Annotated in this window: 11 protein-coding genes; 4 read left to right on the top strand and 7 right to left on the bottom strand. The window is 57.9% G+C overall.

Annotated elements, in window-relative coordinates; all coding sequences use genetic code 11:
- Positions 1–22 precede the first annotated feature (22 nt).
- Positions 23–508: an SRPBCC family protein gene (locus ABIA90_RS42020; protein ID WP_354121712.1), complete on the bottom strand. Its 486-nt coding sequence runs from the start codon at positions 506–508 to the stop codon at positions 23–25.
- Between the two features lie 320 nt (positions 509–828).
- On the opposite strand from ABIA90_RS42020, the gene ABIA90_RS42015 reads away from it, so the two are divergent.
- The 3 genes from ABIA90_RS42015 (at position 829) to ABIA90_RS42005 (ending at position 5,318) form a co-directional block, all read left to right on the top strand.
- A complete protein-coding gene (locus tag ABIA90_RS42015; protein WP_354116507.1) occupies positions 829–2,577 on the top strand; it encodes a di-heme-cytochrome C peroxidase in 1,749 nt (582 codons plus the stop codon).
- Between the two features lie 76 nt (positions 2,578–2,653).
- Complete coding sequence (locus tag ABIA90_RS42010; protein WP_354116508.1) at positions 2,654–4,150, top strand: DUF4331 family protein; 1,497 nt, start codon at positions 2,654–2,656, stop codon at positions 4,148–4,150.
- 7 nt (positions 4,151–4,157) lie between these two features.
- Positions 4,158–5,318 (top strand): tetratricopeptide repeat protein, encoded by a 1,161-nt coding sequence (locus ABIA90_RS42005; RefSeq protein ID WP_354116509.1) that lies wholly within the window; start codon positions 4,158–4,160, stop codon positions 5,316–5,318.
- A gap of 617 nt (positions 5,319–5,935) precedes the next feature.
- Here ABIA90_RS42005 and ABIA90_RS42000 read toward each other — a convergent pair.
- The 3 genes from ABIA90_RS42000 to ABIA90_RS41990 are packed head-to-tail and all read right to left on the bottom strand — an operon-like array spanning position 5,936 to position 9,085.
- Complete coding sequence (locus ABIA90_RS42000; RefSeq protein WP_354116510.1) at positions 5,936–7,585, bottom strand: efflux transporter outer membrane subunit; 1,650 nt, start codon at positions 7,583–7,585, stop codon at positions 5,936–5,938.
- Positions 7,586–7,643: 58 nt separating this feature from the next.
- Complete coding sequence (locus ABIA90_RS41995) at positions 7,644–8,825, bottom strand: HlyD family secretion protein (protein ID WP_354116511.1); 1,182 nt, start codon at positions 8,823–8,825, stop codon at positions 7,644–7,646.
- Positions 8,822–9,085 carry a DUF3302 domain-containing protein gene (locus ABIA90_RS41990; RefSeq protein WP_354116512.1) on the bottom strand — a complete coding sequence of 88 codons (264 nt, stop codon included), beginning with the start codon at positions 9,083–9,085 and terminating at the stop codon, positions 8,822–8,824. The genes ABIA90_RS41995 and ABIA90_RS41990 overlap by 4 nt, the downstream gene beginning before the upstream one ends.
- A gap of 469 nt (positions 9,086–9,554) precedes the next feature.
- Between ABIA90_RS41990 and ABIA90_RS41985 the strand changes: the two genes are divergently transcribed.
- Positions 9,555–10,523, top strand: a complete 969-nt coding sequence (locus ABIA90_RS41985) for an AraC family transcriptional regulator (RefSeq protein ID WP_354116513.1) — start codon at positions 9,555–9,557, stop codon at positions 10,521–10,523.
- Here the strand turns inward: ABIA90_RS41985 and ABIA90_RS45655 are convergent.
- From ABIA90_RS45655 to ABIA90_RS41970, 3 genes are all read right to left on the bottom strand, one after another.
- Positions 10,457–10,729, bottom strand: coding sequence for an SUMF1/EgtB/PvdO family nonheme iron enzyme (locus tag ABIA90_RS45655; protein ID WP_502916678.1), 273 nt, complete (start codon positions 10,727–10,729; stop codon positions 10,457–10,459). The two genes, ABIA90_RS41985 and ABIA90_RS45655, sit on opposite strands and share 67 nt — an antisense overlap.
- A gap of 59 nt (positions 10,730–10,788) precedes the next feature.
- Positions 10,789–11,250 carry a cysteine rich repeat-containing protein gene (locus ABIA90_RS41975; RefSeq protein ID WP_354116514.1) on the bottom strand — a complete coding sequence of 154 codons (462 nt, stop codon included), beginning with the start codon at positions 11,248–11,250 and terminating at the stop codon, positions 10,789–10,791.
- Between the two features lie 77 nt (positions 11,251–11,327).
- Positions 11,328–11,807, bottom strand: coding sequence for a DUF992 domain-containing protein (locus ABIA90_RS41970; RefSeq protein ID WP_354116515.1), 480 nt, complete (start codon positions 11,805–11,807; stop codon positions 11,328–11,330).
- Position 11,808 lies beyond the last annotated feature (1 nt).

Here is an 11,808-nt window from a genome sequence, read left to right as displayed (position 1 = left end):
CCACACCAGGTTTTACCTAGTTTCAGGCTTTCAGGACGTAACTCTGCAGGTTTTTGCACGCGCTCTTGAACATCGAGTCGAAGTACATTCGCGAAATGGGGCCACCCATGGCGACCATGAGGCGCGGCTCAAGCGCCACGCTGTAGGTGAATCGGGTGTTGCCTGGCGTGGAGTCCTCCAACAGGTAATCCTCGGCGAGGGCATGGGCCATCGGCATGGATTGCCCGGTCACGTAGAACGAACAACGGCGGTCCTGCTCCCATCGGAAGAAGTGCTCGTCGAGGGTGACCGGCGCAAGCCATGCGGTCCGGGTCGTACCGACGCCGTACGGCTTATTGCTGGTCCATGCCACCTTGCGGATTGCGCGAAACCATTGAGGCCAGGCTTCTCCATCCTCAAAAATGGAAAAAACCCTGGCGGGAGAAGCATTCAGTTCGACCACATTCTTGAAACGCAGGGGTGCGGTGTCAAAGAACGAGACATCCACGGGGCGACAAGAAAAGCGCATGGCTGAGCCTCTCGGGCAATGTGCGGAGAGAGAGGAGGTGATACGCATTCTCCAAGCTTCGCCGGCGGCAAAGATTGGTTGAATATCGCAGCTATTGCTATGCAATTTCGGCAGATCGAGAGAAGACCGCGGTCCTGACAAAAGGAGTGCGCCCGGTCTGGACTCTAACAGCGGTATGTGCCGAATTTGCATAGTCGCGCTGCAGGATTTCCCTCAGTATTGGAAATCACGAGTCCTCAATCCCTGCTTCCTTTGCCGGGGCAGATCTCTGCCGGATCTAAGCAATTTGTGCGCGTCAACCATGAATGCGGAGCGCTGTGATGAATAAGGCGATACGAAAGCTGGGCATTGGATCGTTGCTTGCGCTGTCTGCGGTCTTGTCGGCAAGTGCCCAACAGGCGCCAACGGAGCGCGTCATCTTCCTCAATCAAGCGTGGTCGCAGGAGGATCGGGAGTGGTACTATAACTTCTCACAGGGTTCGGCGATCATTTGGTATGACGTTTTCCTGAACCTGGAAGTAGCTGGCAGCCAGGAATTATTCCGCTCGGATGCGAACAGCAGAGCTTTCGGGTTGATGCCGCAGGCCGCAAACTGGAATAACAAGGATGCTGTGCCGATCGGCATCAGCAAGACAACGGTTGCGACCCCAATCAAAGGCTGGCCTGCCGGGGAGTACGCCGGCCTGACTTGCGCGGCCTGTCACGAGGCGCAGCTGTCCTACGAGGGCAAACACATTCGCATCGAAGGAGGAGCTTCTACAACGGTCAATCTTCAGGGGCTGATCCGAAGCCTGGATGAATCGATGCAAGCTACCTTGAGCGATCCAGCCAAATTTGACCGCTTGGCGGCGCGGATAGGCGCCTCAAGCGCGGACGCAAAGGCCAGCTTGCGCAAACGAATGGAGCCCGACGCCGCGCGGGTTCACCAGTATGCCACCCGAACGTCGGTGACTCTCTCACCCTGGGGACCTGGCAGGATGGACGCCCTTACCATGATTGCTGACCGCGTTACATCAACGCTGCCCGAACTTCCTGAGAACTGGTCCTCTGGCTCGGCGCCAGTCAAACCCCCCTTCCTCTGGAATGCACCGCAGGGGTTATGGACACAGTGGGCCGCCTTTCAGCAAGATCCAATTCATCGCAATTTTGGAGAGACGGAGGGCGTGTATATGCCCATTGATCTGTCATCCAAAACCCCCGCCGAAGGGCTGTTTGATTCAAATGGCGCCGTTCTCGATCTTCAGCGAGTCGAGAACCTGTTGTCGCGCCTAGCGCCTCCAAGTTGGCCAGAGGACCTGTTCGGCAAAATCGACCGCGACAAAGCGAAGGCAGGCAAAGCCTTGTTTACGGAGTACTGCGCCAGTTGTCACAATGCCTGGCCCTATCGCTGGACCGAGCCCAACAAGTACGGCAAGCGCTTCGTCCTTGTCGGAACTACGCCGCAAACATACGTAGGTACGGATCGCACGCAGTCCGAGGTCTTGCGACCCTTCGCGCTTACCGGCGAACTTGCCAAGTATCTTCCTGGAGAGTTCCGGAACAAACCGATTCTGCCCACCAAGGACTTTCTCGTGTTGCTTCAAGGCGCGGTTCGCGACAAGGCAATCGAAAAGCTGAAGCTGACCGAAGAGCAAGCTGCGAATCTCCACGGTTATCGGGAGACGCCGCTGCAGCCAATTCCCGACCTGGTCTACAAGGCGGCTCCGCGAGATGGGGTGTGGGCAACCCCGCCCTTCATGCACAACGGGTCCGTTCCTAATCTTTACGAGATGCTGATTCCGGCCAAAGAGCGAACGAAGAAATTTCATCGTGGACAGGAGTTTGATCCCGTCAAAGTTGGCTTAGTTACAACGCAAAGTTCCGGTTATCTGATGGATACCACGCTGCTAGGAAACTCAAATTCGGGTCATTCCTTTGAGGAAGGACCGCGCGGCAGTGGCGTCATCGGTCCGCTGCTAAAGGATGAGCAACGCTGGGCGCTTGTCGAATATCTGAAATCCATTCCGGAGACGCCCGGACGCGTAACTCCGTTCGGCGGTCCATCAGAAGGTCAGCTTCCTCAAAAATAGCCGGGCCCTCGGTTAAGCATGACGGTTTCGGCTAGAGGGTGTGGTCGAGACGCGCAAATATTGATGGAGTGGAGCGATGTCCGATCATATCGACGGGCCAAGACAGATTGGGGACCCGTCGGCTGACCTGACCGATTTATTCGCGTTCACGAGCCCGGAGAATCCATCCCGGACCGTGCTCGCCGCAAATGTTTTTCCGACATGCGGGGTCGATGCAATCTTCTCTAACGCGATCGATCATTCGATCGTCGTTCGTCGTGCGAAGGTGGCCGGCATCGGCGAAGCCACCAAATTCGAGACGGCTGACCCGGAAATACGCTTTTCCTGTCGGTTCGACGGCCTTGAACGCAATGCGGCAGGCGGCAGGCCTCTCCAGCGCGGCACAATGACCTCTCCCGACGGCCAGAAACTTCGGTTCGTTGTCGGCGATGAGAAGGGGATGTCCACGCCGGATGGGGCATACCGCGTGTACGCGGGGATGCGCTCCGATCCGTTTATCCTTGCATGGCTCATTCCCGCCGGGCTGAAGAAGTTTCAAAATCTGCTTCTTAACGACAACGTGCTGAGCATTGTTGTCGAGTTTGACACGCAGCGCGTACTTGATCCCGGCAAAGGATCGTTGTTCGCGGTGATCGCCGAAACGACGCCGATTCCGCGGCCGGGCGCCTTTGTGGGTCATGAGCCGCCGCGCATCGACTGGGTTGGTCGTCCCGAGCAGACCAATATCCGCTTGAACAATGGTGGACTGAAGGGGGCTGACGATATCCGCGATCTCTGGAACCAGCAGACCCCGTTCGCGATCGACGAAAAGCTCCGGCCTGTCTTTCTTCAGCGAATGAAGGACAGCCTGGCCGAATGGGATATGCGCGACGGCAAGCAGGACTGGACTCCGTCCGCACTGGCCGTGAACGCCAATATGTTCGTTGACGACTTTCTGCTGATTGATGTTGCAAAGCCGATCACCGACGCCGGCCATCTGGAAATCGAGCGAAGCACGATCAATGGCAAAGCCTATCAGACGGGCGGGGGGCGTACGGTCGATTCGGATGTCATTGATGTGCTGCTGACGTGGATCGTGAATCGCGACCGCGAATTTCTGGAAGGTGGGACAACGAAGGCAACGAAGCCTGGAACCAAAAGCTTTCCGTACCTCGCGGCGCCGAATCTCGACTTGCAAACGGTGATGGAGACCGTCGATGTCAGCGCAACGCCCGACAAGGTCTGGGAGCTGATTGGTCAGTTTGGTGGCTATTGGCATCCCCTGATCGCAGAAATTCGCTTGACCGGAACTGGTCTAGGTCAATTACGAACGATCGAAACGATCGATGGCAAGCAGATCATCGAACGTCTCGACGAGATCGACAGCGCAGGCCGGTTCTATCGCTATACCAATATCGCCGGACTGCCGGTGGCAAACTACACCGGAATGCTTTCGGTCAAGCCCAACGGTGCTGGCAGTTTGGTGGAATGGCGCGCCCAGTTCCTGCCGAACGGGCAGGGCACTATTCTTGTGAAAACGATCGTGTCGACACTTTTCAAGGCCGGACTGGACAGCCTTAAGTCCCGCTTCTGAGGTGACAATGATTGATGCCGCAATGCTCGATGGCGAGTGTTTCCAGACGACCGACGGCGAGATCGCCGTTGCGAACTTGAATAGCGCGCGGTTGCGGTCCTGGAGTCGTTTTTATCAGGATCCGCAACGCCAAAACGCCGCCGAAATAGTGCTCGAACACGAGCAGCTGACAGCACAATTTGCCAGCGACCTATCGGCCCTCGATCGTTTGGAAGCATTTGGCGAACAACTCGGCCAGCTGCACGCGTCCTCGCCGCGTATGATGGTGATCGAGGCACAAATCGCCTCTGCGCTACATCGTTTTTCGGACGCAAGACACCACCTCGCACAAGCAAGTCTTGGCGGAGCGCCGCATGGGGACGTAAAGCGTATCTTGTTGAGCGTGGATCAGGCCTGCGGAACGAACCTTGAGGAAGTGTTGGACGAGCGGCGCAGCGTGGTTGCGGAATCCGGTCGATTTGAAGACCGCATTGCACTAGGTGCGCTGTTGGCCGATTTGGGCGACTTTAGCGACGCCGACGAAATCTATCGACTGGCCTTGCGAGAATACCAGGATGTTTCGCCGTTCCCGGTCGCCTGGGTTAGTTTTCAGCTGGGCATGCTTTGGGGCGAACTCGTTCCGGAACCGCAGCCGTCACGCGCCGAGCACTGGTATCGCAAAGCGGTTGTCAGTTTGCCTTGTTATGTGCGAGCGCGGGTACATCTTGCTGAAATCTGTTCGGCCACGGGGCGGGCAGGCGAGGCGGAGGCGATGCTCGGGCTGGCGCTCGCCGGCGGCGACCCGGAAGCGTCGTGGAGACTGGCCGATGTGCTGAACGCTGAGGGCCGATTTGACGAGGCGGCGTCGCATCTGGAGACCGCTCGATCCGGGTTCGAAAGACTGCTGGAAAAGCATCTGTTGGCGTTCGCCGATCACGGCGCCGAATTTTACATAGGCAGCGGTTGTGATCCCCTGCGCGCACTCGAACTGGCGCAAATCAATCTCGCGAACCGCCCCACGCTTCGTGCATTTGAGCAGACTTACGCTATTGCTCGTGAAGCAGGCGAGAGCGAAGCCGCGGCGCAACTTCATGCAAGAGCGACAAAGCGCTGGGGAAGCTCACGCGCTTTCCAATATTCACAGTTTGCCAAGACGTCACTGCAGACCGGAAAAGGGGCAGCCGCATGATTGTCGATCGTCGGGTCTTCGTTGCCGGTGCGGCGGTTGCTGCCTTCTCGCCCGCGTTTCAATTGTTGGCGTCCGATGCTGCCGTCCCGGAGTTGAAGACGGCTCTACCACCCGTGTTCATGATCAGTGGCTGGAGCACGGAAGCGGATGGCAGCGTTGGCGACGTAATATGGTTGAGGGTCGGCCACGGCTTGCGGACAGTCTGGCGGTAGCCAGTCAACGCGGCCAAGCTTGGTGTCGAGCGAATTTGGGCCCTTAGTCGAGATACCAAACCGCAGATAGGCAAAAAGGTGTGCTGATGAAATTCGCAACCTTGGTCGTTGCCATGATCGCGTCGAACTCCGCCGTGTTCGCGCAGACAACCGTGCCGATGGCGAACCCACCCGGTGTCACGCAGGGACCATGGACAAGCGCAAAGCCGGGAAAATCGAGCTCTCAGTGCGGTCCGGGCGAATATGTGATGGGCATCGAGGTTGAGGCGACCCCGTCTGGAGCAAGTCCCTGTACTGGATGCGTTTCCAGGCTCAGAGTTATATGCCGACGTTACGGGATCTAGCGCCCGGTTGAAAATCGAACGATACCGATCGTACCATTGGGTGCTCGTGCCCTTTGGGCGCTCACCATTCCGGCGGCCGGACTGTGGGCCCGATGTCCTCTGGGCCCGGGAGGCCGGGATCAGGCGGTTGTGGTGCGTTCGGCGGCGGAAGCAAGCTGCCCCAGTCGGTTCGCGCTCGCATCTGGTCGACCGTTGCCGGGCTCACGAAATTGTTGCCTTCTCGTATCTGCCATCCACCGCCAAGCGCCCGAAAAACAGCGGTTAGGCCAAGCGAAACGTTGGCCGAGGCCCCGGCCAGGCCGTTCTGGGCCTGAAAGAGATTTTGTTCTGCGGTCAGCACCGTGGTGAATGACGTCCCCCCTTGCTCGTATTGCTCCAGCCCGATCCTGAGGGCGCCATTCGCCGCCTCGACGCTGCGACGGAGATAGGCGGCCTGGCTTCGTGATTTCACATATGTCACAAGCCCGTTGTCAACTTCCTGTTGTGCGCTCAACACGGTGTTCTGATAGTCGATCAGCAACTGCTGCAGCTTGGCATCCTGCAAACGAATGTTGTTGGTAATTTGCCCGTAGTTCAGGAGATTCCACTGGAACGACGGGCCCGCGGCATAGGCCACACCCTTCCAACCGACCACTTGACCAAGGTTGTGGCCGTTGGCGGTGCTGGCCGAGCCGCCGAAAGTGCCCGTAATGCTGATGGCGGGATAGAGTTGCGTCGTGGCGATTCCGATCTGTGCGCTCTGCGCCAGAGCGGCGAGCTCGGCGGCGCGGACGTCCGGCCTCCGGCGCAACAAGTCCGCGGGTATGCCAACCACGACGGAAGCGGGCGGCGACGGAATCCTGCCGACTGTTCGTGACAGCAACATGCCGAGCGACTGCGGCGGAACGCCGAGCAGGATGCAAAGAGCGTTTTCGCCCTGCTGCTTTTGGATCGTCAATTGGGGAATCGCCGCCCGCGTCTGTTCCAGAACATTTGTCGCCTGAAAGACGTCAAGTTCGGACGTCCCGCCGCCGGAGAATTTTGCCTTCGCGATGCGAAGTGCCTGTTCCTGCCGTTGAACATTGGCACGCGCGATACCGATCAACTGCTCCGTCGTGCGAATGCCGATGTAAGTCGCGGTCACATCGGCCAGCAGCGAGACCAAAACGCTGTCGTAGCTCGCGATCGACGCCAGATACACACTATCGGCCGATTCGACGCCGCGGCGAAATTTACCCCAGAAGTCCAGCTCCCACGCTGCCTGTGCAGCCAATGTATCGGTCCAAAAATACGAAGGTGTCGCATTTGGCCCTGCCAGCGGCGTCGCTGCGCTGCTTCGGTTGTAGGCTACCGATCCCACTCCCTGCTGCACCTGGGGATAGCTTATGCCAATGGCTATCCCCAATACCGCACGTGCCTGAAGCACCCGCGTGCCTGCGCTCTGCAGCGTCAGGTTCTGACCGTAGGCGATCTGGATCAGCTTGTTGAGGGTTGGATCGCGAAAGCCTTCCCACCAGTGTACGTACTCGAGGGGGCCCGCCTTGACGGAGCGATTATCTACGTCACGAAAATTGTCGGCGAGCGGAGCGAAAGGCGCTGTAAAGTTGGGCCCAATCGTACATGACACGGTAGGCAGGAGAAGCGCAGCCGCACGCATCCACCGAAATGAGGGCCAGAGAACGGCGCCGATAATGCATCGTCGCCCAAACGGTGTCTGATACGACGCCTCCAAGGCTTTCTCCCCACGCAATGCTTAGCTCGTATACACCCATTTATTGTTGGGTTGCAGGTTACGATGGCGGCTTTTCCACCGAAGGCATGACGTACAGCAGCCATTTCTTCATCCGGATGGTGACCTTTGAAATGACGTGGGTAGCCTTGCCCTTCCGCGTGTAAATGGCAGCCGATCCACCCGAACCCAGCGCAAGCTTATGGGCTACAGCCTCGTCGCTGAAATTGATCCGCACGGCGTAAAGGCCGTCGGATCCAATTCGTGCGGCGTTCGGGATGGTCCCGCTCGTTGTGAATTGACCGCCTCCAGTGGCCGGAATGACGTAGTCCACTTTCCCCAGGAAAAGGCGGCCCGGGTATGGATTAAGTACCATCTCGACGTCGTCGCCCGGTTCGACGTTCGAGAGCCAGTTCTGTGGGAACACGGCGGCGACGGCGGTATCGGACACATTGACGAACGTTCCAGCGGCGGCAAGAGGCATCGGCACCAGCATCGTTCCGATCTGAACCTGCCAGTTTGTGACGTAGCCGTCATCGGGCGCCGTCATCTTGCATTGCGTCAGGTTAAAGCGCGCTTCATCCAATTGTGCTTCGACGGCCGGAACGTTGCTTTTGGCCGTGCGCACGGCGGCTTCGGCCTGTTGCGCAGAAGCCTGCGCTTGCGCAAGGGCGGCTTCGCCTTGCTGAACGGCGGCGTCCGCCTCTTCGCGTTCCTGCGTCGCTTTGGCCACGTTGAGCACGCTGATAGCGGCTTTGTCCTGGCGTTGGATGTTGAGGGCGACTTGCTCTTGCGTCTTCGCTAACTCGTCGGCCGCCTTGACCTTGACGAGATTGGCCTGTGCGCTTGGGACAGTGGCAGTTGCGGTTACCAGCGCGGCTTCGGCTTGTTTTACGTTGGCCCTCGACGTCGCCAACTGCGCCTCGACCTGGTTGACCGTATATTGGTACGGCGCGGGATCAATCTCCAGCAGCAAATCACCCTTCTTCAAGCGCTGGTTTGGCTGGGCATGAATCGCTTTGACCTGTCCCTTCACGTAAGGGACGAGCTGTACCACGTATTGGCTGGTCACCATCTTGTCAGTGATCGGAGCGGCCTGTGTCCAGACCACCACGACGCCGCCAATCATGAACACGCCGACAACGATCATGCTGGCAATGATATTGGCCGTCGGCCGGATATGCATCATCTTGAACAGAACAAGGATGACGGCGGTATAGACTATGATCAATATTGCAATCATGGGCGGGGGTTCGCGTCAGAGGCGTGGCTTTCTGGCGTCGTCATAAACGCCCAAATAAACGCGATAGGCCAAAGCAGGCCGCCCGTCGCGATTCCGATCCAGCCCGCAGCGTTGATCGCGGCAGCCTGCGGATGCCGCCATTTCCTCGCGAGTTGACCAGGTAATTTCCCCAAACTGACGATGATCGCCACTGTGACAAAGATCAGAATGGCGAAGACCAAAAATGCAAAGGCGTCCAAGATCCCAAACGACGAATCCATTGCCACTCCCCGGGGTTACTTCCCGCGAACCCTAGCAGCTTTTACTCAAGGCCGCTCTCAAACAACCAAAGCCGCGGATCATGCCACTCTCGACGATTTGTCCCAGCGCACGAACTGGAGGAGGCTTCTTAGTTTGGCTCAATGTGTCGCCTCCAACGTCCGTACGCGGTCGAAATCGACGCAACCGCACGGCGGCAGGCGCCGTCACCTGGTTGGTCTTGCGGCCATCATGTTGCAAAGGACGGCACCAGCCTATGCAAAAACGGCAAGGACATCGAATACGAGGAGCCTCAAAATTTGCGTCGAGCGAGCATAGGCATGTTCGCACTCTCCGGAGCGACAAAATGACCTGCGTTTTTGCGTTTCGGCTTCCGAAATTGCATAGCGAGAAGGAAGCCTGGTCGTGCATCCTACCTGTTTAATGATCGCGTTTCGCAAATGCATTTGCGCTTCCAGCAGGAGGAAGTGGATGGCGGAAAACGGGACAGCCACATTTTCCGACCCGGATTTCTATCAGGCCGGCATTGGCGGTCTGAGCAGCGAAGGTGCGAGTGTGCGCTTCGTCGTCACCCACGGCGGCGAATTCAAGGCTCGCCTGACCTGGTTGAACTTGCACGATCTGCGTGTGCTTCGCGGATCCGCGAATTTGCCGAGTATCGCCTTTGTGTCGCTGCCGCCGGAGCGGGTAGTTGTTGTATTTCCAACCAGCACGGCGCCCTTGATATGGAGCGGGCTTAAGTTGCAGTTTGGCGACATCGTTTTCCATAGTCGCGGCGAGCGAACGCACCAATGGACGCCCGGCGAAGGTAAGTGGGGCCTTATCTCATTGCCGTCCGAGCAGCTATCGTTTTGCGGATCGAAGTTGACCGGTTCGAAAATGTCAGCCCCGACATTCAGTCGTGTGCTGAGGCCGTCGAGCGTCGTCGCATCTCGCCTGCTGCGACTTCACTCGAATGCCTGCCGTCTTGCAGAAACGCGTCTTGAATTGATTACGAATCCGGAAGTCGTGCGATCTTTGGAGCAGGAATTGCTGCATGCCCTGATTAATTGCCTTACGGTCGACGGTGCAGAGGATCATTCAGAAACCCGTCGGCATCATGCGGAAATCATGGTGCGGTTCGAGGATGCTTTGGCCATTCATACCGACCGGCAGCTCAACATATCAGCACTTTGCGCTGCACTCGGTGTGCCCGAGAGAACTCTGCGGATGTGCTGCAATGAATTTCTGGGCACAAGCCCTAGCCGCTATTGGGTACTGCGACGGTTGAATATGGCTCGCTCTGCATTGCTGCGCGCCGATCCGGAGACGACAAGTGTCGCAGAGATCGCCAGAAACCATCAATTCGTTGAACTCGGCCGCTTCTCGGTAAACTATCGCAATGTCTTCGGAGAAATGCCTTCTGCTACCCTACGCCGCTTGCCCCTCGTCGCGAATTGATCTGCGAGGCTTGCGTGACCGGTTGCCTTGATGAACGCCTTGAATTGCCGGTTCGCGACGGGCGTGCGGTTGATTAGGAACGAACTGACGGTAACGCGATGGACGGGGCTTCTTCGGGATAATGCTCGTCCGATCCCATGCGAAGGTGCCGCCCGGAATCTGGGCCATATCCGGATAGTTGCGCGTCTTGGCGTCAACGGTATCATTATCAAATCCTACCGTGCTCAAAACTGTGTTTCTTGAGGTTTGGACGGTCTGTGTGTTGCTATTGAGCGGCCATGGCCTCGATCTTCTTGATGGCTTCCGCGCAGCCGCCCGAAACCGTAGATTTGTTGTCGAGCAAGCACGTGGCGATGCGCCCCTGGCCCGGTACGATCTTCCCGCACACACTAGCTATCTCCGCTTTGCATGCGGTAACACCGTCCTTGAGGGCGTCAGCCGTGGTTTGCACGTTCGCCGCAGCATCTCCCAGTTCGAAGGCGCATTTGATACTTATTTTGTCTTCATGGGCCTGCATGCAGTAGACCATTCGTCCTTCGCCGGGCGTCACCGTGGTGCAGTACTTCTTGATGTCTTTGGCGCAGACGCTCTCGAGTTTCGAGACCTTCACGGCCAGCTTTTCAAGAATCGTTTTTCCGATGCTGGACTGCGCCGAAACGGAGCTGATTGACAGTATGGCCAACAAGGGCACCCCGACCTTGGTCAGCAAGCGCAATGTGAACTTCATCGAACATCCTCTGATGATTGGCTCGGAACCGAGCAGCTGGGTTAACACCGGTTGATCGGTGTTGTTCGCAGTTGTCCTTACTGGGCCAGAGCAAGCGTGAGACTGGAAACTCCAACAGACAGATTAATCCCGACGGAGCCTTCAACCGAGAGCGGTTGCAACGCGATCGAACGGTTGGATCCTCCTAACAGAAAATTGGCGCCCACGCCGACGCCGACCCCTATAGCGCCGCTCGCGCCGACATAGGTACCAGCCAATTTTCCTCGCATGGGACCTGCCGTCGGAGCCAAAACGCCCCATGCCAGAACACCGCCTGCGGTGACGCCGATATCAAGACCGATCGTGCCCATTACGCCGACATAGGCCTCTGGTGGATATGATCCGTTCGGAGCGAAGCGGCAGGCCATCCGCTGTCGCGATCCGAAAATCAAGCCGATCGAAGGCGCCATCTGGCAAGTGAGCGTGCCGGCACTGGTCGTCGGTGGACCCTGGGCGCGCGCTGGAGAAGCGGCGGCAGCGAGCGTAAAAAGGACCAGCGCAATAATGCATTTCAACATG

It is taken from the genome of Bradyrhizobium sp. LA6.8 (genome assembly GCF_040547935.1).
Classification (GTDB): domain Bacteria; phylum Pseudomonadota; class Alphaproteobacteria; order Rhizobiales; family Xanthobacteraceae; genus Bradyrhizobium; species Bradyrhizobium barranii.
This window is presented reverse-complemented; position numbering and strand designations above follow the sequence as displayed.

Bases quoted from the DNA above. Each gene is read 5' to 3' on its own strand.
- ABIA90_RS42020 (WP_354121712.1), bottom strand. From the start codon at position 508: ATGCGCTTTTCTTGTCGCCCCGTGGATGTCTCGTTCTTTGACACCGCA.
- ABIA90_RS42015 (WP_354116507.1), top strand. From the start codon at position 829: ATGAATAAGGCGATACGAAAGCTGGGCATTGGATCGTTGCTTGCGCTG.
- ABIA90_RS42010 (WP_354116508.1), top strand. From the start codon at position 2,654: ATGTCCGATCATATCGACGGGCCAAGACAGATTGGGGACCCGTCGGCT.
- ABIA90_RS42005 (WP_354116509.1), top strand. From the start codon at position 4,158: ATGATTGATGCCGCAATGCTCGATGGCGAGTGTTTCCAGACGACCGAC.
- ABIA90_RS41995 (WP_354116511.1), bottom strand. From the start codon at position 8,825: ATGATTGCAATATTGATCATAGTCTATACCGCCGTCATCCTTGTTCTG.
- ABIA90_RS41990 (WP_354116512.1), bottom strand. From the start codon at position 9,085: ATGGATTCGTCGTTTGGGATCTTGGACGCCTTTGCATTTTTGGTCTTC.
- ABIA90_RS41985 (WP_354116513.1), top strand. From the start codon at position 9,555: ATGGCGGAAAACGGGACAGCCACATTTTCCGACCCGGATTTCTATCAG.
- ABIA90_RS45655 (WP_502916678.1), bottom strand. From the start codon at position 10,729: ATGATACCGTTGACGCCAAGACGCGCAACTATCCGGATATGGCCCAGA.
- ABIA90_RS41975 (WP_354116514.1), bottom strand. From the start codon at position 11,250: ATGAAGTTCACATTGCGCTTGCTGACCAAGGTCGGGGTGCCCTTGTTG.
- ABIA90_RS41970 (WP_354116515.1), bottom strand. From the start codon at position 11,807: ATGTTGAAATGCATTATTGCGCTGGTCCTTTTTACGCTCGCTGCCGCC.